This window comes from Sulfurospirillum diekertiae, assembly GCF_002309535.1.
Lineage (GTDB): Bacteria > Campylobacterota > Campylobacteria > Campylobacterales > Sulfurospirillaceae > Sulfurospirillum > Sulfurospirillum diekertiae.
This window is the reverse complement of the sequence record NZ_CP023275.1, coordinates 355,080-377,791: the sequence shown is the minus strand read 5'-3', so window position 1 is coordinate 377,791 and position 22,712 is coordinate 355,080. Positions and strand designations below refer to the sequence as shown.

At 35.9% G+C, this 22,712-nt stretch carries 23 protein-coding genes; 4 read left to right on the top strand and 19 right to left on the bottom strand.

Going from position 1 to position 22,712, the window contains the following annotated elements:
• Positions 1-38: 38 nt before the first annotated feature.
• The 3 genes from SJPD1_RS01980 to SJPD1_RS01970 form a co-directional block, all read right to left on the bottom strand.
• Entirely contained in the window at positions 39-2,141 is a 2,103-nt protein-coding gene (locus tag SJPD1_RS01980; protein WP_096045742.1) for a helix-turn-helix domain-containing protein, read from the bottom strand.
• A 125-nt stretch (positions 2,142-2,266) separates the two neighbouring features.
• Complete coding sequence (locus SJPD1_RS01975; RefSeq protein WP_096045741.1) at positions 2,267-3,037, bottom strand: dimethylarginine dimethylaminohydrolase family protein; 771 nt, start codon at positions 3,035-3,037, stop codon at positions 2,267-2,269.
• A 29-nt stretch (positions 3,038-3,066) separates the two neighbouring features.
• The gene (locus SJPD1_RS01970) at positions 3,067-3,981 is read right to left on the bottom strand and encodes a hypothetical protein (RefSeq protein ID WP_138070096.1); all 915 of its coding nucleotides are present in this window, start codon (positions 3,979-3,981) and stop codon (positions 3,067-3,069) included.
• Between the two features lie 150 nt (positions 3,982-4,131).
• Between SJPD1_RS01970 and SJPD1_RS01965 the strand changes: the two genes are divergently transcribed.
• Positions 4,132-6,498: a phosphoketolase family protein gene (locus SJPD1_RS01965; RefSeq protein WP_096045739.1), complete on the top strand. Its 2,367-nt coding sequence runs from the start codon at positions 4,132-4,134 to the stop codon at positions 6,496-6,498.
• On the opposite strand, the gene SJPD1_RS01960 is transcribed toward SJPD1_RS01965, so the two are convergent.
• The 7 genes from SJPD1_RS01960 to SJPD1_RS01930 form a co-directional block, all read right to left on the bottom strand.
• The gene (locus SJPD1_RS01960) at positions 6,495-7,424 is read right to left on the bottom strand and encodes a lactate/malate family dehydrogenase (protein ID WP_096045738.1); all 930 of its coding nucleotides are present in this window, start codon (positions 7,422-7,424) and stop codon (positions 6,495-6,497) included. The genes SJPD1_RS01965 and SJPD1_RS01960 overlap by 4 nt on opposite strands.
• A 105-nt stretch (positions 7,425-7,529) precedes the next feature.
• Positions 7,530-9,014, bottom strand: coding sequence for an inorganic phosphate transporter (locus SJPD1_RS01955; protein ID WP_096045737.1), 1,485 nt, complete (start codon positions 9,012-9,014; stop codon positions 7,530-7,532).
• Between the two features lie 152 nt (positions 9,015-9,166).
• Positions 9,167-9,826, bottom strand: a complete 660-nt coding sequence (locus SJPD1_RS01950; RefSeq protein ID WP_096045736.1) for a methionine ABC transporter permease — start codon at positions 9,824-9,826, stop codon at positions 9,167-9,169.
• On the bottom strand, positions 9,819-10,826 hold the full coding sequence (locus tag SJPD1_RS01945) for a methionine ABC transporter ATP-binding protein (RefSeq protein WP_096045735.1): 1,008 nt from the start codon (positions 10,824-10,826) through the stop codon (positions 9,819-9,821). Before SJPD1_RS01945 ends, SJPD1_RS01950 begins: the two co-directional genes overlap by 8 nt.
• Positions 10,827-10,888: 62 nt before the next feature.
• Positions 10,889-11,716, bottom strand: coding sequence for a MetQ/NlpA family ABC transporter substrate-binding protein (locus tag SJPD1_RS01940; RefSeq protein ID WP_096045734.1), 828 nt, complete (start codon positions 11,714-11,716; stop codon positions 10,889-10,891).
• Positions 11,717-12,080: 364 nt separating this feature from the next.
• Positions 12,081-12,266 carry a hypothetical protein gene (locus SJPD1_RS01935; protein WP_096045733.1) on the bottom strand — a complete coding sequence of 62 codons (186 nt, stop codon included), beginning with the start codon at positions 12,264-12,266 and terminating at the stop codon, positions 12,081-12,083.
• Positions 12,263-13,000: a phage replisome organizer N-terminal domain-containing protein gene (locus SJPD1_RS01930; RefSeq protein WP_096047767.1), complete on the bottom strand. Its 738-nt coding sequence runs from the start codon at positions 12,998-13,000 to the stop codon at positions 12,263-12,265. The genes SJPD1_RS01935 and SJPD1_RS01930 overlap by 4 nt, the downstream gene beginning before the upstream one ends.
• 137 nt (positions 13,001-13,137) lie before the next feature.
• Between SJPD1_RS01930 and SJPD1_RS01925 the strand changes: the two genes are divergently transcribed.
• Positions 13,138-13,842 (top strand): helix-turn-helix domain-containing protein, encoded by a 705-nt coding sequence (locus SJPD1_RS01925; protein ID WP_096045732.1) that lies wholly within the window; start codon positions 13,138-13,140, stop codon positions 13,840-13,842.
• 35 nt (positions 13,843-13,877) lie between these two features.
• Here the strand turns inward: SJPD1_RS01925 and SJPD1_RS01920 are convergent, their stop codons facing one another.
• The 5 genes from SJPD1_RS01920 to SJPD1_RS01905 all read right to left on the bottom strand — a co-directional run bounded on the left by SJPD1_RS01920 (position 13,878) and on the right by SJPD1_RS01905 (position 16,875).
• Entirely contained in the window at positions 13,878-14,108 is a 231-nt protein-coding gene (locus tag SJPD1_RS01920; protein WP_096045731.1) for a hypothetical protein, read from the bottom strand.
• The gene (locus SJPD1_RS01915; RefSeq protein ID WP_096045730.1) at positions 14,101-14,733 is read right to left on the bottom strand and encodes a recombinase family protein; all 633 of its coding nucleotides are present in this window, start codon (positions 14,731-14,733) and stop codon (positions 14,101-14,103) included. The genes SJPD1_RS01920 and SJPD1_RS01915 overlap by 8 nt, the downstream gene beginning before the upstream one ends.
• Before the next feature lie 682 nt (positions 14,734-15,415).
• A complete protein-coding gene (locus SJPD1_RS14825) occupies positions 15,416-15,550 on the bottom strand; it encodes a hypothetical protein (RefSeq protein WP_256376041.1) in 135 nt (44 codons plus the stop codon).
• A gap of 78 nt (positions 15,551-15,628) precedes the next feature.
• Entirely contained in the window at positions 15,629-16,564 is a 936-nt protein-coding gene (locus tag SJPD1_RS01910; RefSeq protein ID WP_096045729.1) for a YajG family lipoprotein, read from the bottom strand.
• Positions 16,564-16,875, bottom strand: coding sequence for a hypothetical protein (locus tag SJPD1_RS01905; protein WP_096045728.1), 312 nt, complete (start codon positions 16,873-16,875; stop codon positions 16,564-16,566). The genes SJPD1_RS01910 and SJPD1_RS01905 overlap by 1 nt, the downstream gene beginning before the upstream one ends.
• Before the next feature lie 106 nt (positions 16,876-16,981).
• Here SJPD1_RS01905 and SJPD1_RS14420 point away from each other — a divergent pair, with 106 nt between their 5' ends.
• Positions 16,982-17,161 carry a hypothetical protein gene (locus SJPD1_RS14420; RefSeq protein ID WP_138070095.1) on the top strand — a complete coding sequence of 60 codons (180 nt, stop codon included), beginning with the start codon at positions 16,982-16,984 and terminating at the stop codon, positions 17,159-17,161.
• A 126-nt stretch (positions 17,162-17,287) separates the two neighbouring features.
• Positions 17,288-17,527 (top strand): helix-turn-helix domain-containing protein, encoded by a 240-nt coding sequence (locus SJPD1_RS01895; protein WP_338055414.1) that lies wholly within the window; start codon positions 17,288-17,290, stop codon positions 17,525-17,527.
• Between the two features lie 41 nt (positions 17,528-17,568).
• On the opposite strand, the gene SJPD1_RS01890 is transcribed toward SJPD1_RS01895, so the two are convergent.
• The 4 genes from SJPD1_RS01890 to SJPD1_RS01875 all read right to left on the bottom strand — a co-directional run bounded on the left by SJPD1_RS01890 (position 17,569) and on the right by SJPD1_RS01875 (position 22,710).
• Positions 17,569-18,720 (bottom strand): GIY-YIG nuclease family protein, encoded by a 1,152-nt coding sequence (locus tag SJPD1_RS01890; protein ID WP_096045725.1) that lies wholly within the window; start codon positions 18,718-18,720, stop codon positions 17,569-17,571.
• Complete coding sequence (locus tag SJPD1_RS01885; protein WP_096045724.1) at positions 18,713-20,635, bottom strand: DEAD/DEAH box helicase; 1,923 nt, start codon at positions 20,633-20,635, stop codon at positions 18,713-18,715. Before SJPD1_RS01885 ends, SJPD1_RS01890 begins: the two co-directional genes overlap by 8 nt.
• 111 nt (positions 20,636-20,746) lie before the next feature.
• Positions 20,747-21,883, bottom strand: coding sequence for a Fic family protein (locus tag SJPD1_RS01880; RefSeq protein ID WP_096045723.1), 1,137 nt, complete (start codon positions 21,881-21,883; stop codon positions 20,747-20,749).
• Positions 21,884-21,885: 2 nt separating this feature from the next.
• Entirely contained in the window at positions 21,886-22,710 is an 825-nt protein-coding gene (locus SJPD1_RS01875; protein ID WP_096045722.1) for a hypothetical protein, read from the bottom strand.
• Positions 22,711-22,712 lie beyond the last annotated feature (2 nt).

The following is a 22,712-nucleotide window of genomic DNA, read 5'->3' as shown; positions in this document are numbered from 1 at the left end:
TGCTTATTGAGAGAAAGAAGCAGAGAAAGCGAAGGATTTTAAGAGGCGATAAAAATGAAAAAATCACTGCTCTGCGCGAAGTCTTCAAGGTAACTTTCGCGTGATGTGTGGTGAAATTGTAAGATCGGCATGATGGTAGACTCATAGGCATTGGTTTTATAAAACGTGGTATAGATTTTTTGAATAAACTCCTCCAAATCATTTTTGGATGGATCAAAAGGTATCTTGGCATACTTGCCCGCTTCAAGCACTTTGATAGGAAAGTTTTTCTTTATTTGAGGTTGCGTTTCATCTAAAATCACCCCAAAAGCATACGGCATAACAGTGTCAACTTCAGCGAGACTCAGTTTCGGATCATTCATATAAATCCCCACCAAAGGGAACTCATTTTTGGCTAAATCATGGCAATTTTCAAATAAATCTTCCACATTAGAGAGTGCTTTATCGCTCATCGTATTGTAAATATGCAGCATTTTCATGCAAGGAAGCTCTACGATCTCATACTCAGGATGTTCAAAGCGTAAAGAAGTGTGTATATCCGTAATATGATGATCTCTGAAATCGCTCGGAGAAAGCGCATACGCCTTTTCAAACGCGCGAATATACGATTGGTTATAACTAAACCCACAACGCGTAGCAATGGCAGAGATTTTATCTTCAGAATATTTGAGTAAAAACGCACTCTTTTCCATACGTAAACGCCTTAAATACGAAGCAATATTTTCACCACAATAGGTTTTGAAAATCCTTTGTAAATGGTATTTTGAGTAGCCACAGACATGAGCGAGTTTGTTAATATCCAAACGTTCATCGTCAATATTCTTTTCAATAAACAGAAGCAATTTTTCAATATGCGCGTTAAATGCGACATCCCCGCAGCTTTTTTGATCTTCGCCTGAAGCCTGCATCTCCGTCGTATCTTGCAGGTAGAGTAAAAAGCCACTGTTCTGTTTTTCATGCGAACCAAAAGGAGCGGAAGTCAGTAAAAGCTGCTCAGCTCCATTATCTGCATGCCCGATATTGAGGTATTTTGCCTGCATACTCTCTTGTGTTTGTGTGATTAAAAGACAAATTTCTTTTTTGACAGAGCTATCCAATGCAACTAAGTTTTCTAAAATATCATGAAAATTGTGCTCCTCTATGGGCTCTTGAAGATTCAAAAGCTTCATGAAGGTGTGGTTGCAAAAGACAATTTTGGCATGTGAATCACAAATAATGAGCCCTCTGCTCGTATGATTTTGCATAAAATCATGAAAGTAATTTTTCTGCTTGCTGAGCTCATTTTCAACTTTGCGATTTTTAGAGAGCCAAAACAGGTTGAGAATAATATACAAAGCGATGCTTCCACCGTAAATAAGAAGATTCATAAAGAGCTGTATATTAAGGCGCTCACTGTAGATCGCTTGGTTCTTTTCAAAGATGAGATTCCAGTTGGTTCGTGGAATTTTGAGGACTAAAAAATCACTGCTCATGGTTTCTACATGTAAAAAGTTGGGAACATCTTTATGGTGGTTGGAACTCGCAAGCACGATGCCATTTTCATCGACCAAATAGAGGGCTTTATCGTATAAAAGATCGTAACTAGAGATGTACTGCTGAATGACCTCAAACAGATGCCCACCGCACACAACGCCCTCGCCGTTAAAGATATGCACAGGGGTACAAACCGAAACCGTAGGTTGATTCACGCGCAAACTTACATAGGGTCTTGTCACATTGGTTTTTTGCATTTTCAAAGTATCCCGGTACCACTCACGTATACGAGGATCGTACCCGGTTGGCACCATCGTATATTTATCTTCAGAAGTGATAAATGCGCCATCATCAATACCAATAACAAGATAGGGAAAAAGACTTGTCTCTTTAATCTGCTCTAACGCAAAACGTAACTCATCTTTGGTGGTAATAGGAGATTTTTCTAAAAAATATTTCACTTTTTCAATATGTGTAAAGCGCTCATCCAGCCAATCGGTCAGTTTTCCACTCACACGCATCAAAATGCTATTTTCGTACGAACGGATGGTCTCTTTAAGCAGTCGATAATTGAGGGCATGATTGAACAATAGCAAGATAACAAATAGAAGCGATAAAAAGCCAATGATTTTGAGTTCACGTTTATCAAAGTGGTGTTGATTTTGCATGGATGCGAACCTACTTTTTCCTAAATCTTTTTGCCATGCTTTATTATAGTCTTATTCACTTTTTTCAAGCTAAGAGGTGCTCTTTTACATCTAAAAGAGCATTTTTTGTTTATAAAAGCACTCTTCTAATCTTTACATGTAAAGGGAACACTCATGCACGTCAGTCCTGCTTCGGCTTTGACAAATTCACTGATATTGGTCGTTTCAACCTTGTAACCCAGCGATTTTACCAATGCAATACTTTTAGGAAACGCCTCGTTCATACAGATGATTTCACCCAGTTTGAGGACATTGGCACCAAACGGTTCAATCGCAGGTGCTTCGACTTTGCTAAAGCCATCAAAGGCAGTAGCATCCACCCAATTTGAGTTAATCAAAACGGTTGTTTCATCAAGAGCGGTAACTCCTGTTTTAAGATGTAAACAACCTGTCACTTTGACAGGAATCACCTCATAACCAAACGGCTTGATGATCGCTTCGAGTGCTTGAATGCCCTCTTTATTGGTACGGGCGGATTCACCCACAAATATTTTTTTGCCAATTTTAAGAACATCACCGCCTTCAATTTTAGCAGGCAACTCAATGCGCTCAATTTTGCGGTACTTCGAAAAGACTTTTTCCATCGACGCGCTCTCAGCCCTACGTGACTCCACGCCCATAGAGGTCAACACCGCTACCTCATCAAAAACAATGATGGGGTCTTCCACAAAAACACTATCAGGACACGCGATATTGTCATTTAAAACAATCACTTTTGCGCCACAACGCTCTAACATAGCACAATAATTTTTATGTTCTATTCTGGCTTTTTCAATATCAATCGCTTGACTCTCTAAAAAGGTTAATTCACACTCTTGTAGCTTAGGTGAAGGCAGATGGGTAATGGCTAAAAGCATATTCAATCCTTATAATACAACACACAAAATTAGAAAAATTCTAATGAATCTTCCTCTTCAACGACGGGTGCGAGCATCATTTCAAACTGAATAATGCTTGAGAAAAGTGACGCATCTAAATAGTGGATATCGATCGCTGTTTTTTCTTTTAAAATAGCATTTGTCCAACCAATTAAATCTTCAACAATAGCATTTAAAATGACTAGAATTTTCTTTTTATTGGCATGATTGGGTAAGGAATCAAGATGTTCTTCCAGCGATAAAGAGAGCTTTGCGATGCTATAACCTAAATCGCGAAATTCTAAATTCTTTTCCAAAACAGTTGCATACGAATCTAGACGCTCTTTAACACCTAAAAAATAGGCTTCATCATACGCGATGTTATAGTCTTGTACCACTTCAGCCAGCTCATCACAACTTTCTAAAATATCTTGAATATCGAGCTCGTCAATGCTCCCTTCTGCACAAAAATTCACGGCACTGATTTTAGCATCGTCTTTATAGTGCATTTTGGCTATATCTTGCGAAATTTCAGGTGAATCATAGATAAAAAATTCTTCTTTGCTCTCATTTTCTTTCGCAAAAGAGTCATATACAAACTGCTCTATGATCTCCAAGTTTTTTCCAAAACGATCTTCGGCTTCAAAATGCTGTTGATTCCATTCACGGCAAAGTACAAAATAGAGCGAATAAAACTCTCTAAGATTTTCAAGGGGAATTTCCTTGAGCTTATGTTTTTGTGCCCCTTCTTGGATTAAGCCATACGCATGTTTAAGATTAGAATAAATGTAAATTGTAAGTTTTGCAACGGCTAAGTTATGTACTTTTGCAACATCTGGATTGGATAAATAGCGAGCCAATCTTGTATCTTCCATAATAAATTGTTCAAAGGGTAAAACAACATCATCTACCAATGCTTCAAGCTTTTTAATGCTAATTCCCATATTCAGCCTTTTTATATGTAAATTAAGCGCAAATTGTAGCATAGTTTGCAAAACATAAAACGCTTTTTTACGTTTACATGTAAAATATAATACATATGTTTTAAGTAAAATTGAAGTAGCATAATCATGACTCATCCTAAAGGAGTTGTTATGAAACATCAACCACTTTCACACCAAGAACTTCAACAAATTCATGCTTATTGGTGTGCCGCTAATTATCTTTCCGTTGGGCAGATTTATTTGCTTGATAACCCTCTTTTGAAAGAACCTTTGAGTTTAAAGCATATTAAACCTCGCCTTTTAGGACATTGGGGTACAACACCAGGGCTTAATTTTATCTATGCGCACATGAACCGTGTTATCATTCAAGATGATCTCAATATGTTCTTTATCGCAGGACCTGGACATGGAGGACCCGCTGTCGTTGCCAACACGTATCTAGAAGGAACATACAGCGAAATTTATCCTGATATTTCACAAGATGAGAAGGGACTTCAAAAGCTCTTTAAACAGTTCTCTTTTCCAGGAGGTATTCCCAGTCACGCCGCACCTGAAACACCGGGTTCTATTCATGAAGGAGGTGAACTGGGTTATGCCCTCTCCCATGCGTATGGTGCGGTCTTTGATAATCCTGATTTGATTGCGTGTTGCGTAGTAGGCGATGGTGAGGCCGAAACAGGCCCACTGGCTACCGCATGGCATTCCAATAAATTTTTAAACCCCAAACGTGATGGGGTAGTGCTTCCTATCTTGCATCTTAATGGCTACAAAATCGCCAATCCAACGGTATTGGCGCGTATTTCACACGATGAACTTGAAAAACTCTTCATCGGATATGGTTATGAGCCTTATTTTGTTGAAGGCGATGAGCCAATGGCAATGCATCAAAAAATGGCTGAAACGATGGATAGCATCATCTCCAAAATTAAAACGATTTGGCATGAATCCAGAGTCAACGGAAGTACAGAGCGTCCTTCTTGGCCAATGATTATTCTACGAAGTCCCAAAGGCTGGAGCGGTCCTAAAGAGGTCGATGGGCTCAAAACAGAAGGCTCATGGCGTTCACACCAAGTGCCACTCTCAGCACTTGATCAAAAGCCTGAACACATTACTATTCTTGAAAACTGGATGAAAAGCTATAAACCCGAAGAGCTTTTTGATAAAAAGGGCAAACTTATCCCTAAACTCGCTTCGCTCGCACCCAAAGGCACGAAACGTATGGGAGCAAACCCTCACACCAACGGTGGAGCGCTCCTTCAACCTTTGCATTTACCTGATTTTAAAACTTATGCAGTAGACGTTCAGCATCATGGAAAAACGAGTGCCGAATCTACCCGTATTTTAGGCAATTTTTTACGCGATGTGATGCAGCAAAACATGCACAACTTTCGTGTATTTGGCCCTGATGAAACGGCGTCCAATCGTCTAGGAGCTCTTTTCGAAGTGACGAATCGCGTCTGGATGGCAGAGCACTACGCAACCGATGACCATCTCACTCAAGATGGTAGAGTGATGGAAATACTCTCTGAACACACCTGTCAAGGCTGGCTTGAGGGTTACCTCTTAACAGGAAGACATGGCTTTTTCTCCTGTTATGAAGCCTTTATCCACATCATCGACTCCATGTTCAATCAACATGCCAAATGGCTGAAGGTGACCAGTCGTGAAATACCATGGCGTAAACCCATTGCATCGCTCAACTATCTTTTAACCTCACATGTTTGGAGACAAGACCACAACGGTTTTTCACACCAAGACCCCGGATTTATTGATGTTGTTGTCAATAAAAAGGCTCATATTGTCAATGTCTATTTTCCCCCTGATGCTAACACTCTGTTGTGGGTTGGGGAGCACTGCCTTAAAAGTTTCAATGCCATTAATGTCATCGTTGCAGGCAAACAGCCTGAACTTCAGTGGCTTGGTATGGAAGCAGCAATCGAACATTGCGAAAAAGGAATTGGTATTTGGGAATGGGCAAGTAATGATGAAGGTTGTGAGCCTGATGTGGTGATGGCATGTTGTGGTGATGTTCCCACGCTAGAGTCCTTAGCGGCAGTGAGTATTCTCAATGACGTCGTACCAAAACTTAAAATTCGTTTTATCAACGTTGTTGATTTAATGACACTTGAACCTCACGAAGAGCATCAACATGGGTTAAGTCATGAAGCCTTTAATTGTCTCTTTCCAAAAGAGACACCGGTTATTTTTGCCTATCATGGCTACCCATGGTTAATTCACCGTTTGGCATATCGAAGAGCCAATCATGACCATTTACATGTAAGAGGGTATAAAGAAGAAGGGACGACTACCACACCCTTTGATATGGTCGTTTTAAACGATATGGACCGATTTCATTTAGTCATGGATGTGATGGATCGCGTGCCTAAAATGAAGCCTTTTGCGGAGGTAATTAAAACAAAAATGCGTGCTAAACTGTGTGAGCATAAAACCTACATTGAGCTGTATGGGCAAGATATGCCAGAGATTTTAAACTGGAAATGGGCGAGAGAGCGCTAAAGCACTTCACGCGCCATTTTTTGCATCACGCGCGCGCTTACATGTAACGCTTCAAGCTCTTCTGGAAGCAGTTTGTAATGAAGAATTTTAGTTGCCCCTTCACGGGTAACGACGACGGGGACATTAAGAACAACATCGCTCAATCCATATTCGCCATCAAGATAAACCCCTAGAGGGAGGACAGAGTGCTCATCGTTAGCAATGGCACGGATGATGCGAAAAACACTTGCAGCAATACTATGATTCGTATTGCCTTTTTTGTAAAAAATTTCAAATCCCGCATGAATGACATCTTGATAGATCTGTGCTTTATCTAACAACGGCAAGCCATTGAGTTCACAAAAGGTGTCAACATCCAGCCCACAAATATTGCAAATACTCCATGGAAGCGTACTTCCTTTGCCATGTTCACCCAAAACATAGCCATTAATATTCTTAGGATCAATGCCTACTTTCTGGCTGACAATTTTCATAAAACGCGCGGTATCCACCAAAGTGCCTGCACTGATAAGGCGTTCACGTGGATAAAGTCCCTCTTTAAAGGCGATGTGGGTAAGAACATCTACGGGATTGGTCACCATAAGTAAAATGGCATTGGGCGCATAGGTATGTAATTCATGAACGATGGTTTTGATCAATGTTGCATTTTCGTCTAGAAGTTCATCTCTGGTTTGATTGCCTTTGAGGGTTGCTCCAGCGGTAATGACGATCACATCACATCCCGCACAATCGGTGTAATCGCCATGATGCAAGTGGGTATTTCGTGCGTAGGTAAAAGATGCAACATAGGAGAAATCTTCTATTTCTGCCCATGCTTTGTCTTTATTGCGATTCACTAAAACGATCTCACTCATATTGCCCAACGTCAAAAGATAGCTGACCAATTCAACACCAACACCACCCGCTCCGATAATTCCTACACGCATACATTTCCTTTGAAATAATGCGAAATTATAACATCCTTTATGAAAGTGGCTATGTTAAAAAATAAGCATTTCAACGTATCCAAGCTTTTGGCAATCAAAATTCCTTTATTTCATAAAAAAATTCAGAAGCATATAGATCGCCGAACCAAGAACTGCTGTAACGGGTAACGTAAAAATCCATGAAAGAACAATCATTTTCACCGTGCTTCTTTGGATACCACCATCAGGTTCTGCGACCATTGAACCCGTTACAGCACTGGAGAGAATATGCGTGGTGCTCACAGGAGCATGTACAAAGTTAGCCAATAAAATGGTGATCATTGTTGTCAATTGAGAAATCGTTCCCTGCATATAATTAATCGGTTTAGCACCAATTTTTTCACCAATAGTTTCAACAATTCTTTTATATCCTATCATCGTACCAATACCAATCGCAAGAGCAACAGCCATAATGACCCACGTAGGGGCATACTCTATGGGAGAAACAAGTGCTTTTCTCTGCGTAGCAATGTAGTCTGACTTGTCTTTGTCCCCAATAAGATATATTTTTTCCGCTTGAGCAAAGAAATTATCGGAACATAAAATCGTAGTACGTACACTCCAGATATCTTCTGCGACAAGGTCTTCGTAGGATTTTAAATTATCGAGCTTTTGAGCAACCAAAGATGCCGATGTACCAACTTGATCAACGTTACACTCTGCAATGGTATTTTTTGTTTTAAGGGCACTCGTAAGCCTTTTTTCACTTACCATTTGAACCAAGGTTTCGTTATTATCGGCATAAAATCTCGCTAAATTGTTGGCGGCGTCTTTTGTTTGAGTTATTTTATACTGATGTGAGTTCATATTGAGGGCATAATAATTAGGTAAGATACCAATGAGAATAATCATAATAAGACCAATGCCCTTTTGACCATCATTCGAGCCATGTGCAAAACTAACCCCTGCACCTGTGGCAATAATACCCATACGTGCCCAAAAATTAGGGTGTTTACGTTTTTCTTCTTGTGTCGGTGATTTAAATAATTTGGGACTATCGATATATTTTCGAGCTAACCGCATCATAAAAAATGCAACACCAAAGCCGATGACAGGAGAAATGGCTAAGCCTGCAAGCACACCATAAACGACTTTCCAGTTAACACTTTGGGAAATATCAAACCCATTCAAAACGCCAAACGTTGCACTGACGCCAATGATAGAGCCAATGAGTGAATGCGAGCTTGAAACAGGAAGGGCAAAATACCATGTCCCTAAATTCCATATGACCGCAGAAATAAGAAGTGCGTAGACCATTGCTAAGGAAGCATTTTTGTTGGTTGCAACCATGATATCCACAGGAAGCAGATGAACAATAGCATAGGCAACGCCAATTCCACCCATTAAAACGCCTAAAAAATTCATGACACCTGACATAATAACCGAGTCACGTGCCTTCATAGAATGCGTGTAAATAATCATCGCAACGGCATTGGCAGTATCGTGAAAACCATTAATCATTTCATAAAAGAGAGCAATTCCTAGCGATAAAAGTAGTAAAGCAATTGTAAGATTATCAACATTTGTTAAAGCGTCCCAAAGTACAGACATAGATTATCATCCTAATTTTTAGTAATGTTACTTTATCAAATCAATATGGTTTTTTTGCTTTAATTGAAAGATGATTCTTTAAGTGCTGCACTATTTCGGGGTTAATTTAGTATTCTAAAATTACTCCAAGGCTCTACTATTTGAGCCTACAATTATTTTTTATCGACTTTCGTAGCAATGCTATCTCCAAATACTTGGAGAATTTGCACTAAAATAATAAGAATGACAACGGTAATAATCATTATGTCCGTTTCATAACGATAATATCCAAAACGAATTGCAAGATCGCCCACGCCTCCACCACCCACAATACCCGCCATGGCAGAGTATCCTACAAGGCTGATGCCTGTGACTGTGAGTCCCCTCATAAGCCCAGGAAGTGCTTCAGGGAGCAAAACATTTTTAATAATTTGGAACGGTGTTGCACCATAAGCAGTAGCCGCCTCAATGACGCCTTTATCGACTTCACACAGTGATACTTGCACCAATCTCGCATAAAAAGCAATCGCTGCAACGGAAAGTGAAAAAGAAGCAGCAATGGGGCCTATGGTTGAGCCAATGAGCATTTGTGTCAAAGGAAGAAGTAAAACCAACAATATAACATAGGGAGTCGAACGCACAACATTGATGAGCAAACCACTGAATAGATTGAGAAATTTATTTTCCCAAAAGAGACCTTTGTCAGTTATGAAAAGAAAAAGCCCCAGAGGAATACCTAAAATAATGGAGAAGAAAAAAGAGATACCCACCATTTGTAATGTTTCCCAAAATGCTTTTAAAAGATCGGGCAAAAATTCAATAAAACTATCCATGAAATACCTCCACTGATGCAGTGCGCTCTTTAAGATAACTTATAATTTGTTCGATCTGAGCACTACTTGCATTAATATTTAAAAGAAGTACACCCAGAGGTTTTTCATCAATATACTCAATTTTTCCATGTAATACATTAATGTCCACTCCAAAAGTACGAATCGCGTCACTTAATATGGGCTCTTCTGCTCTATCTCCATTATAAACAACCTTAATGAGACGCCCTTGCACATCTTGCAAAATACGAAAGGGTAACTCAAGATTAAGCGTATGTGCGACTAATTTTTGTGTAAAAGGGTGTTCTGGAAGAGAGAAAATATCGTAAACACTACCTGTTTCAACCACGACACCTTTATCCATCACGGCAACTTTGTTACAAATTTTTTTAATCACATCCATCTCATGAGTAATCAGAATGGTCGTAATGCCTAATTTTTTATTGATCTCTTTAAGAAGATCTAAAATTGCATTGGTTGTCTCAAGATCAAGTGCAGAGGTAGGTTCATCACATAAAAGAATTCTAGGGTTATTTGCAAGAGACCGAGCAATACCAACACGTTGTTTTTGCCCGCCTGAAAGGGTGGAAGGATAAACATGCATTTTGTCCGATAACCCGACAAGCTCTAAAAGTGCAGGAACCCTTTGTAAAATCGCCTCTTTAGAAGCTCCTGCAATAACCATAGGAAAAGCGACATTGTCAAAAACAGTTTTTGTATGAATGAGATTAAAATGCTGAAAAATCATCCCAATAGTATGGCGGATGGTTCTAAGTTTTAATCCTGTATATTCTGTAATATCCTCTCCCGCAATCCATATCTTTCCAGAGGTTGGTTTTTGAAGAAGGTTAATAGTACGAATAAGGGTGCTTTTACCAGCACCACTCGTACCCACAATACCAAATATTTCACCCTCTTGAATCTGCAAATTAATAGCATCAACGGCTTTAAAAGAGGCTTCTTTAGTTTGAAACGTAACCGTTACATTTTCGATATTTACCATAATGACCTAATCTCCAATAATCTATCCATACGGTATGCAACAAACATACCGTACTTCACACTCTATTTTGTTTTTGCTTTTAACCACGCAGGTTTTTGAAAATCTTTGAAGATTTTAGCAGGATCACTCATAATATTTGCAAAGGCCTCTGATTCAACCACTTCTTTGATATCTTTCACATATTGTGCATCTAAATCATCGGTTCTGACCGCAATGATGTTGATATAGTCTTCAGGAATAATTTCTCGATCAATCGCAGTTGGATAAATACCTGAAGAAATCGCATAATTTCCAGAAGCAACAGCAATGTCTACACTGTCCAGTGTGCGAGGAATTTGAGCTGCCTCAAGCGGATGAATTTTAAGTTTTTTTGGATTTTCCACAATGTCTTTCTCTGAAGCTTTCGTTGCATCAATCTCTGGTTTAATTTTAATAAGGCCTACTGATTGTAAATAACGAAGTGCTCTTGCTAGATTTGTGGGGTCATTGGCAAGGGTAAGGGAAGAGCCCTCTTTAATTTCCGCAATCGATTTATATTTTTTAGAGTAAATACCAACGCCTGCCGTTGGAACGCTGATCAGTGCGGAGAGTTTAAGACCTTTGTCCGCTGCAAACTTTTTCAAATACATGGGGTGTTGAAAGAGATTCGCATCAATTGATTTATTGGCAAGGGCAAGATTGGGTTGTACATAATCACTGAATTCTTTAATCTCTATGGTATACCCTTTTTGTGCAAGACTAGGTGCAATCGCTTGTTTAAAAAGATCACCGTAAGGGCCTGGTGATATACCAATAATAAGATGTTTATTCTCTGCAAATGCATTTGCCGTAAAAATGAACAGTACTATAACCAAAATGGATAATTTGGATTTCCATTGTTTCAATGTCATTTATTCTCCTTGAACTGTATAATTGTTATTAATGTATGGAAGTGTAACGCAAATAGTATTTAATATCAAGTAATTTAATCTTTTTACTAATGATTAATTTTTAGTTAAAAATTTCTACTTAAATAATGGCAATAGTATACTGTTATGTTAAGATATTGATGTACCAATTTAACCAAAAAGTACAAAAGATTGTTAGATTGATTATAATGTATCCAAGGACTTGAAAATTTATTTTTGATGATTTTTTTGAAGGGATTTATAAAAAGAGTGGCTCCGAATGCTGGATCAAAACAATACCACAAAAACCCTTTATTTAAGAGATTAAATAAAACTACTGCCTTCTAAATTACTACTATAATTACTACTACAAAACATGACTGTTTAGAAAAGATAATAACTCTTCTCGGCTAATTATAGTGGTTTTTGGAGATGGTTTCAAGGTTTTGATTTTATTATTCTTTATATGGAGCCATAGAGTTGACAATCCAATACAAAGAAACTGTGCTGCTTCTTTTGGGCGAAAAAATTCTTTTTCCATTTGATTTTTCATGAAATACTCTTTTGATTATTTTGAATAAATGCTTGTTCAAAAACAGCACTTCTAACGCTATATAAATATTCCCAAATTTTAAAACTCTCAGTTGAATCACAAAGCCTCTTTGTTTGAAGATTATAGATATAACCATTTTTTAAACAAAAGCCCTGATGAGTACAAAGAAAATTTTCACCATCTAATTGTTTTAATTTAAATTCATAACTAGGAAAAGAATTGAGTAACTTTTTTTTGAAAGATTTAAAATCTATCCTCTCTATTTCATTTGCAGGTAAGAAGTGGGGAGAGGATTCTATATTTTTCTCTAATTCTATATCTAGCTCTATTGGAATTTTTTTTGACATTTTTTGACAATGTCCAATTTCTGTTTTTTTCTGTCGCTCTATCCTCTTATAACTAGCCCACTTTGATTCACTGCCTATCATATTTTGAGTTTCCACCATGAATAGTGTGCCATCATCCCATTTTTCCATCAATTCAAATTTCAAAAATATGTCAACAGATACTTTGACAGTATCGATATTTGTATTTGTCACATTTGCAAGCATCTCTGCACTATATGGTATAGTATTTCTAAAAAAGAGTTCTCCATTATTTTCTATACTTTTTAAAAGAAGTTTCATATAAAAAATTATGTAATCTTTTCCATTTGGCATGGCTTCAATAAGCTTGATTTCTTCTCGATCAAAAAAATCATTTTTTAATTTTAACCAAAAGTATTTTTTCATCATCACCGTGGCTGCACTCCATAATCATACATATTATGTTATATATGACATATTATACAACTTAAATTTTATATATTGCTTAAAATATGTTACAATTAACTTATTATGTTGTATAAAACATAGTTTAAAGGAATTACTATATGTTTTTTAAAGAATTTAGAGATAAACTTGGAATTTCACAAAAAGAAGCTTTTGAAAAATTAGAAATTCAACAAGCGACATTGGCAAAATACGAATCTCAGTCCATTTCCCCATCTTCATCAGTAATTAAAAAGTATTGTGAAACGCTTAACGCAAATCCAACTTTTCTTTTTTTTGGTCAAGAACCTCACTTATTATCTGCCACTCCTCAGGTTTCCATTGAAACTGGTTATCTTTTAAATGATTTATCTTCATTGTTTTCTCAAGATGAATTAGCACAAAAATTACGTGAAATTCTAATAGAAGCCCTTCTCAAAAGAGTAAAAGGTATTATTAAAGAAGGTACTTTTGTCAAACTATTAGATGCTTTTTCCTTAGGTAGTCATGTAAGGCAGCGACCATTTCTTTTTTTATATTATGTTTTTCAAATAATATCAGTTGCCAAAAATCAACCTAACACTACTATCCAAAATGCAAAACAATTTATTATTGAGACTATCCAGAATTTCAAAACATTTTCTTGGAAAAATCAACCAGCATTTACAGAAAAAATTAAACAAGATATTACAGAACTTATTGATAGTGATTTTACAGAAAGTGAATGTCAACTATTAATTGAACAAACAGATACTGTCCTAATTTTGCTTGAAAGGACTATGAGTCCGATGGTTATTAAAGCTCATCGAGGAGTTTTTCAGTCATAGTATATGATCATATTTTAACGATTTTTTCTTCTGCTCTAAAATCCTTGCTTCTTGAGCATGTCAACAAACGATTGCATACTAGACTCTATTTTGGTGATAGCAGCATCATTGGATACGGGAACAAGTTGTGCCATACCGTGAACAAAATTGAGTTTGAAAATTTGTCTGGATATTTTGTGAATAACCATATCATCATATTCTTCATAAAAATCATAAGAGGCTCTAAATTCATCGGACATAACCGTTAAGACTTTATCATTACGCATGGTTCTCCTTTTTATTTAGCTTATTTTTAACATATTCGCTCAAGCTCTTGATAGTGCCATATCCCAAATGTTTTTTTGAAATATTTGTGAGGCTGACACCTAAGTCATAAAGCTCTTTGATCTTAGCTTGATCTTTATCGTAGATACTCTCTTGAATCGTGCCTTTTGGCTTACCTAGCTTAATCCCTTTAGCTTTTCGAGCTTGCAGTGCCTCTTTGGTACGTTGGCTAATTAGATCTCTCTCTAATTGGGCAAAAGAGGAGAAGATATTGATTTGAAAGTCAGTGAAAGGATTTTGCATATCTGGCTCAATCAAAAGATGCTCTTTTAGGATATGAATATTGACTTTCTTGGAAATAAGTTGATTCACAATAGTGACTACATTCACCACGCTTCGTCCGATACGGCTTAATTCTGAGACGATCAAATGATCATGGGGTTGAAGGGTTATTAAAAGCTCATCGATCTTTCGATCTTCTTCACTCTTTTTGCTGCTGATTTTAACTTCCACAAACGAAACTTTTCCTAAACCCTTTTGATTTACATAGGAAAGAATAGCATGGTGTTGATTTTGGAAGTCTTGATTGTTGGTACTAACACGAATATACCCTATCGTTTGAGCCATTTTTCAACCTTTTACCTCTTTTTGTAATTATACTAAAAAATATCTCAAATATTTACCTTTTATATATACTATTTAACGTAAATATATAGACTAAATAAACGAACAATATATAGTAAAAATTTTTAGTATTGAGTAAATGATTATAGGTGTAAAATATTTTATTTGTTAAAGAATTTTATTTTTGGGAATAAAATGCCTATATTATATATAGTTACGTAGGGATGTTTTACTATTTGGGAATAAAATGCACATATCCTCTAAAGAGGTAGCATCTAAAATCATTTTTGGGAATAAAACCCCTATATTATGAACGACAGTGAATAGTGCTGTATAAAGGCTTTAAAATCCCCTCTGAAAAAATTAACTGCAATTCTTGAAATCTTCTATGAATATTTTGTTACAAAAATGGCATATATATAGCGTGTTATGATAAAAAAAGTTTTGTTACGAAAATAGCCTATACCTCTTATAGAGGTAGAAAAAATAATCTGAAAAATTCTATTTTTTGTTACAAAAATAGCTTATATATGAACGATAGTGAATAGTGATGTGCCAAACACTTTGGAGTGATAACAAAGGTACAAACTAAAGATGACTAGCAAATCGTTGAAATATTTTTATTTTAGGAGGAATTTTTTCAAAAGAAGCTTTAGAAGAGATTTACCATACTTCTTCTTTTGAGTTATTTCGTAGTATGTTGATTGCCTTTATAATATGGGCTGTATTTGGAATAGCCAGACTCATAACGAAGTTTAGCAATCGCTAGAGTAGTTACAATAAAAGATAATGCGCCAAAGATGATATTAAACCATGTCATCGTTAATCCTTACATGTTTTTGTTTTATGCTTTAGAAATTATAGAACAAATTGTTCTAAAACACCAAGGGGAAATGTCTTATTCCCCTTTTTTGTATTCCAGTTGTTTATCGGTATGAATCAATATAAAGCTCTGTGCTGGAGTAGTTTTGTTTTTACATGTAAAGGTCTCTTGATTCATAAAAACATTGATCGTTGTTGGATTCATAGTCTCTAAACGCATAAAAAGATATTCATCCATCGTAATAGGTTTAAATTGTGTTAAGGCATTCGAAACAAAGAGTTCACCGCCATGATAGATGCAGTACTTCTGAGCTCCAGTAATACGTTCGTATCTCCAAGGAAAAACAGAGCTATTTTTCTCCAAGTCGAGTAAATCCTCGAACGAAGTATACTTCGTTGAAATTTGAGCGTATTTTGAGCCTTTTAGCCATGTTTTTAAGCCAAGGCTTTGCGCTTTATCGTGTTGAATCAGATAAAAGCGTGAATAGGTCTCTTTTAGATCTCGTTTATTGCCAAGAATGGCACGTTGTTGCAACTCAACGTTATCTTTCATGGAAACGATGGAAAAACCATCATTGGGTGAGAGGCATTGGTAAAATCCTTCGTATTTTCCTAATCCTTGTTCTCTTATGGCACTTTTATAACTCACATAATCAAGACTGAGCAGGGTTGGACGTGCATTTAAAGCTTGAATTGCTTTATCACCATAAACACTTTTTCCTTTGATGCTCTCACAATAGCCTTTAGCATCATCAAGGACTTCCATGATGTCACGAGCATCAGCCACATTCATTGCTTCATCGTAGGTTCGATACTCAATAATTGATTGATGCTCTCTTTCGGCAATAACATTGTAGTTTATTGTCTCACCACCTCGTTTGAGGGCAATGTACTCTTTTAAAGAAGTTGCTTGCTGCAAAGAGGAAGGATTAGGTTGTGAGGGTGTTGTGGCACAACCAGAAAGGAAAACTACCGTCATGATGCTTGATAAAAGAATATGTGTTCGTTTCATTACCATTGCCTTATACCTGTGTCGTGCTCAAAAAAGACTTTATCAAGGTATTTACACGTATTAAATTCTGATTTTTTAGGAGTGCTTTTATACTCTGCTGTATGAAAGAAGCATCCAACAAGAAGCAATAATGAGAAAAATTTTGCAGCATCACATGTCAATGTAGCTTTCATGGTAGTAACGGCTGTTGCATAATCACGAAAGATCCAATAGAGTATGAAAAATCCAAACAAAACTAAACCACCAAAGAAAGCCCCAACAATAATTTTAGCCAAGACCATAATGAGGTAATCACGAATCATAGAAAGCATCTTTATTCTCCTTTACAGATTTTTGTTTTTTTCAAACACAAGGTACACATTACTATTCTGGGTATAGGAGTTTATCAATCGCCATCCATCCCCGTAAAGCTCTTGTGTGGTTGATGATTTTTTAAAGTCTCCCGAACAAGTCATTGGACTATCTGCAAATGCACCTATCTGTCTTGCCTCAAAACGACAGGTTGTGACTGATTTTTGCCCTTCGCTTGCTAAGACACAACCAACGACCATGATCAACGCTAAAAGAACCTTTTTCATTGATGTTCCTTATGACTAATTTATGGATAAAGGATACCGTAAAAGAGCTTATTAAACACTTATAAGTGTTTGTTGTAAATCCCGTTAATCACTACTATTTCATCAACTTATAGGTGTTTATTAAAGGCAATGTATTGTGGAAAAAATGATTGAGCGTTTTATGGATCAAATTGTTGAAAATGTAAAGGCTGAAAGAACCAAAAGAGGTATCAGCCAATTAGCATTAGCACAGATCCTTGGTCATAAATCACCCAACTATGTGGCTAAAATAGAAACCCGTAAGCATGATGTCAGTTATAACCTTGAACACCTCTACAAAATTGCTTACGAGTTTGGTATTGAAGTAAGGGATTTGATTCCTCAAATGAAGAAAGCTACAAAATAATATTTGTTGAGTATATTAAATTTTTTAAAACATTATGGTCTTTAAATCATAATTAGTTTGTCTGATTTTTCATCATACCTGTAGTGTATGATTTCACCACTAATAATAAGTTCTATCGCTTTTTCAATAATATCGAGCGACACCACAAACCACTCTCTTGGAGTATATCGTTTACTAGCATCTCCAAAAATATCAATATTTAGGCATACTTTGCCAAAAAATTTATGAATAAGTTGTTCAAATTTTTGCGTGTTCATGTTATAGGTTTCATAAACACTGACAACTTTAACAGGAGCCATCAAATATGTCGGCTCATTAACGGCATTTTTAATTCTTTCTGTAACTTCAGTTGTTGAATAACCCACTTTGTATAAGTTTTTGATAGATGCAATTTTGGTATCTGAACTTAAAGATTCCAAAATATAAATATAACCCGTTTTATTATCTTCTTCTGAAATTTGAGATAATTTATCTAGCACTCTATCATCTTGTAAACTTACGAAATATCCATCCTCATACAAACCCTTTCCAAAGGATCGCAAAAGCATATTTGACTCAGTTCCATTTTCAAAGATAATTCTTGTTCTGGAATCTAGCTTATTAAATTTATCTTTTTTGGGATTATCAATTTTTTCTAAATAAGCCAATACCCTTTTTAAAATAAAAAAACTACCTTCTTCAAAAAATTTTTCATTAAATTTAGATAATTTCCTTGTGCCCTTTTTTAGATCTTGATGTACTTCTTTAAAAAGAGGCTCATATTTATCAAATTTTTTACATGGTTTTCTTTGTGCAACGAAATCTGTCTGCTCACGTTCTTTTGGGATATGCTTCAATGTAAATATGTCATTCTCATTTTCATCGCCAAGCAATCCAAACGCATCGTTATTTAAAATATCATCAATGGAATTAATCTCAATCTCTTGCAGGATATTCAATCGATCATACGGTTTAAGAGCCTTTATCTTTTCAGGGTTTTCACGTATGCCTTGCAATCTCGAATACAAAGTACGCTCCTGCATATTAGCCGATTTTTGAGGCTCATATCCATTTTGTTCAACAAAAGTGCTAATCTCTTCAAAACTCGAAATAAGCCTATCATCTTCATTTAAAGCTTTTGTTATGGCTTTCGGCTCATTCAAAAGCCCTAGTGGGTCATCAGCTAAAATCTCATCTAATGAAAACTCAACCATTGACTTTCTCACGTCGAAGCTTATTGAGGTAAATGAGCGCTTCCGCCATTCTTTTTTCTGTAAAGTCTCTACTGTTTAAATCAGGCATTCTTCCATGCTCGCTTTTAAATACAGGGATTTTTTTATAAAGTATGACAGCTTCTTCCGGTGTCATTTCTATTCTTGTTGCTTCAATGCTCTCTTGAATCAATTTAAGTACATACGTCGTCACTGATTTTGATAGGATTTCAAAAGCCCGTTGAAATGGATTGATTTGATCTATCAAATCAATATGAAGTTCATCTATATTGACAAATTTATCTGCCATTTTTATAAATTTTTTATCACCGCTTTCTATGATATGCCCATTTTTAACGACACTATCAACAACGACATGCTGCCTTAGCTCTTCTACTTCATTATCATTCAAATCAGGATATTTAACCTTGATAATTTTAGGGATCAAAACTCGATTGATCACTTCTGCATCAAGGTTTCCCGGAATGGCTTTTATCATCACTTCATCTTGCAAGATAGCTGCTTTTAAATCATTCAAATCTGATTCGATAATATCTTCCACTCTTTTGCTTGTTGGTTTTTTGAAACCTCTGATTTTGAGTTCACCTTTTTGATTAGGTTCATCATCGCCATCAAATCGCGGTTTAAATTTAAAATTTGGTGCTAAGACTTGTTCCATCAATAGTGATGCTGTAATGGCTTTGAGCATATTATTGACACTAAGTTTTACTTCAGAGTCCTGTGCATCAGGTTGAGCTATAAGATTTGTAAACTGCGCATGTGTTTTATTGTTGCTATCTCTTGTTGCTCTTCCAATGATTTGAATGATCTCTGTTAAGGAACTTCTATAACCAACAGTCAAAGCATGCTCGCAGTAAGGCCAATCAAAACCCTCTTTTGCCATACCAAGGGCTATAATCAAATCCATATCATCAACATTTTTGATGTTGCGTAGGTATGTTACGACTTTCTCTCTTGCTTTTGGTTCATCATTGACTAAATCAGCTACCTTAAGAAGTTTGCCATCACCTTTTCGTTTAACAATGATGATCCCTTCCTCGGTAATCTGCTCCACCGCCCCGATAGTATCTAAAATAGTATCTACTTCTCGGTGTTTATCTTTTGTAGATTCACCAGAATTGACATTTGGAATGTGTAAAATTGTTTTTTTATTAGTGTCTAAAATTTCGTGTATAGCACTTGTATAACGCCCTTGATAAAAGTGATACCCAATACCCAATGATTTTAAATATTCATATCCGTTTAATTGCTCATAGTAGTTATAAGTCACTTTTGAAAATTGGCTTTCATCTTCGGGCATCAGAACCGGTACGCTATCGCCTCTGAAATACGAACCTGTCATAGCAACAATATGTGCTTTAGAATTTTGCATAACAGAGCGAATAAGTTCTCCTAACTGGTTTTCTCCATCAGCTGAGACATGGTGAAACTCATCAATCGCTAGTAAACAATTATCAAATTTTGCATCATCTAGCTCTTTAAAGGCAAACCTAAGTGTTGCATGGGTACAAATCAGAATTTTTTCATCACTGCTCATAAACTTTTTAAATGCTTCTACTTTACTCTTTTCTCCGCCGGGAATACAAAGATTATACAGAGGGTTTGGTTCCCATGAAGCAAAAAAACCATTTGATTTTAAATCAGTCTTTTCAAAAGAACCACCGATAGATCGCTCGGGTACAGCTACAATGACTTTGGCAATATTTTGATAGTAAAGTTTGTCTAACGCGATGAACATCAAAGCTCTTGATTTTCCAGATGCAGGGGGAGCTTTAAGGAGGAGGTACTGCTCGTTTCGAGCTTCATAAGCTTTGGCTTGCATATCTCTCATGCCAAAATTATTTGTTTTTTTGCTCTCACCTGTTTGACCATAAGTTACATCTATGATATTTGTCATTCATCCCTCTCTAATTCAAAAAATTGGCTCGAACTTTAACTATAAAATTCTCTTAGTAAAATTTAGGATCCTAACTTTAACTATAAAATTCTCTTAGTAAAATTTATGACTTTAATTTTTACTATATATTGCTAAATACCTATCAAATACAAATAGTTTGTTTCTCTCATATCCGGTAATCTCTTTTAAAATACCTTTTGACTCAAACTCTTTGACTAAAGTATTTGCCGTAGGCTTACTAATCTCCAAAGGCTCTATGATTTCACTAATTGAGATAATAGGTCTTTGATATAAAAACTCTATTAACTTGCTCGCGTTGTGTGCCTTTTTACCAAATCCTACTATAAGTGCATCCATCTCTTGTTTGAGACTCAAAATATTTTGAAACGTTTGTGCGCCATTATTGGCAGTAACAATCACTGCTTCAAGAAAAAACTTTATCCAATGAATCAAATCATTATCTGTTCTTACTTTTGTCAGTGCTTCATAGTAAGCTGATTTATTTTTTTCGATAAAATCAGAAAGATACAAAGATGGTTTTCGAAGTAATCCTTTACTCACTAAATACAGTGTTATGAGTAATCTGCCAATACGCCCATTGCCATCCAAAAATGGGTGGATCGTCTCAAACTGATAGTGAGCAATTGCTATTTTTATAAGATGTGGCACAAATATCTCTTCGTTGTGCAAAAATTTCTCTAAATCACTCATGAGTTCTCCAACTTCATTGTGATGTGGGGGAATATAATAAGCCGTTGCCAAACTAGCACCGCCTATCCAGTTTTGAGATCTTCTGAATTCACCCGGTTGTTTTGCTTCACCTCTTACGCTATTGAGCAGAATTGCATGAATGTTTTTGATGAGGCGATTTGAGATAGGTAAATTTTCAAGCTCTTTTATAGCAGTATTCATAGCATCGATGTAGTTTCGTACTTCTTGCCAGTCATCTCTTTTTTCAGGGTTGATCTGCTCTTTTGCGATAAGCACTTCATCCATCTCTGTTTTTGTGCCCTCTATCTTACTTGATGTATTTGCTTCTTTTGTGATATGCATCTGTATAAAGATATCTACATTGGGTACGATCCTCGTAAAAGCGTTAAGTTCCCCAAGTGCTCTAGTTGCATTTTCAAGCATAGTGTTGATTTGAGGGTCATCCCACGTAAAAGTATGATTGATTTTTTCAGGCAAAAAACTTTTATATTGATACTCTTGTCTCAGTGTACCTGATTTAAAATCTTTGATATTCAAACTCACTCCTCGCTTGATAATTTTAAATTCATTATATTACTAAAGACTTCTTCAGCAGTAAATTTTGTTCTTGTTGAATAATCTTGTATATCTCCGTCATCAATATCAACATTTTCTATATTTTTAAAACCAATATCTGCTATAAACTTTTTATTAATTTTACAAATCTCTCCATTACTAAAAATAAATTGTACATAATCATCTTTTTTTTCAATCTCCAAAACACTTAATTTATTTGAGACAAAATACTTCTTATTTTTAACTGTTGTATTTAGCTCTTTGATTTCTTTGTTGAGATCATCAAACGATTTTTTGATATCTTCTAAAGTATCTTTCTCAAAATATTTAAAATGCTGCCATCTCAAATTAAATACCTCTGTAAAACTTCTATTGTCTTTTGATTTATAGTGAACTGTGATAGGAATACTTTCAAATCCTGCTTCTTTTAAGTTGTTAAAACCATTTGCCAAAATAAAAAACTCTTGCTCAGGTGCAAAGTATTCAATTGTATTTTCAAATGTATAGCCATTAAAATGAGATAAATATTTTTCATCTACTTTAAAACTTATGTCGTATGCGGGAGCTTTACCAATGTTTTTTATAATTATCTTTGAGTGACTTACTGCTTGAAAAGATATATCAAAAATGATTGAAATAAATGGAGAAGTTTCTACTTCTCTAAGTTTTATAGTTTCCTTTGTTAGTTTATAAGAAAAAAACACATAAATACAAGTTGCTAATACTAAAATAATTGTTGCGATTGCAGTTACCCACTCAGGTGTCATTGTAAAATCACTTAAAATAGAAGATGTAATATTGGTATCCATTT

Excerpts from the sequence above, each read along its gene's own strand:
- SJPD1_RS01885 (WP_096045724.1), bottom strand. The coding sequence starts at position 20,635 with ATGACAAATATCATAGATGTAACTTATGGTCAAACAGGTGAGAGCAAA.
- SJPD1_RS01875 (WP_096045722.1), bottom strand. The coding sequence starts at position 22,710 with ATGGATACCAATATTACATCTTCTATTTTAAGTGATTTTACAATGACA.
- SJPD1_RS01950 (WP_096045736.1), bottom strand. The coding sequence starts at position 9,826 with ATGGATAGTTTTATTGAATTTTTGCCCGATCTTTTAAAAGCATTTTGG.
- SJPD1_RS01930 (WP_096047767.1), bottom strand. The coding sequence starts at position 13,000 with ATGATGAAAAAATACTTTTGGTTAAAATTAAAAAATGATTTTTTTGAT.
- SJPD1_RS01970 (WP_138070096.1), bottom strand. The coding sequence starts at position 3,981 with ATGGGAATTAGCATTAAAAAGCTTGAAGCATTGGTAGATGATGTTGTT.
- SJPD1_RS01935 (WP_096045733.1), bottom strand. The coding sequence starts at position 12,266 with ATGAAAAATCAAATGGAAAAAGAATTTTTTCGCCCAAAAGAAGCAGCA.
- SJPD1_RS01945 (WP_096045735.1), bottom strand. The coding sequence starts at position 10,826 with ATGGTAAATATCGAAAATGTAACGGTTACGTTTCAAACTAAAGAAGCC.
- SJPD1_RS14825 (WP_256376041.1), bottom strand. The coding sequence starts at position 15,550 with ATGACATGGTTTAATATCATCTTTGGCGCATTATCTTTTATTGTAACT.
- SJPD1_RS01960 (WP_096045738.1), bottom strand. The coding sequence starts at position 7,424 with ATGCGTGTAGGAATTATCGGAGCGGGTGGTGTTGGTGTTGAATTGGTC.
- SJPD1_RS01905 (WP_096045728.1), bottom strand. The coding sequence starts at position 16,875 with ATGCTTTCTATGATTCGTGATTACCTCATTATGGTCTTGGCTAAAATT.
- SJPD1_RS01890 (WP_096045725.1), bottom strand. The coding sequence starts at position 18,720 with ATGGTTGAGTTTTCATTAGATGAGATTTTAGCTGATGACCCACTAGGG.
- SJPD1_RS01940 (WP_096045734.1), bottom strand. The coding sequence starts at position 11,716 with ATGACATTGAAACAATGGAAATCCAAATTATCCATTTTGGTTATAGTA.
- SJPD1_RS01920 (WP_096045731.1), bottom strand. The coding sequence starts at position 14,108 with ATGCGTAATGATAAAGTCTTAACGGTTATGTCCGATGAATTTAGAGCC.
- SJPD1_RS01980 (WP_096045742.1), bottom strand. The coding sequence starts at position 2,141 with ATGCAAAATCAACACCACTTTGATAAACGTGAACTCAAAATCATTGGC.
- SJPD1_RS01925 (WP_096045732.1), top strand. The coding sequence starts at position 13,138 with ATGTTTTTTAAAGAATTTAGAGATAAACTTGGAATTTCACAAAAAGAA.
- SJPD1_RS01915 (WP_096045730.1), bottom strand. The coding sequence starts at position 14,733 with ATGGCTCAAACGATAGGGTATATTCGTGTTAGTACCAACAATCAAGAC.
- SJPD1_RS01975 (WP_096045741.1), bottom strand. The coding sequence starts at position 3,037 with ATGCTTTTAGCCATTACCCATCTGCCTTCACCTAAGCTACAAGAGTGT.
- SJPD1_RS01910 (WP_096045729.1), bottom strand. The coding sequence starts at position 16,564 with ATGAAACGAACACATATTCTTTTATCAAGCATCATGACGGTAGTTTTC.
- SJPD1_RS01955 (WP_096045737.1), bottom strand. The coding sequence starts at position 9,014 with ATGTCTGTACTTTGGGACGCTTTAACAAATGTTGATAATCTTACAATT.
- SJPD1_RS01965 (WP_096045739.1), top strand. The coding sequence starts at position 4,132 with ATGAAACATCAACCACTTTCACACCAAGAACTTCAACAAATTCATGCT.
- SJPD1_RS01895 (WP_338055414.1), top strand. The coding sequence starts at position 17,288 with ATGATTGAGCGTTTTATGGATCAAATTGTTGAAAATGTAAAGGCTGAA.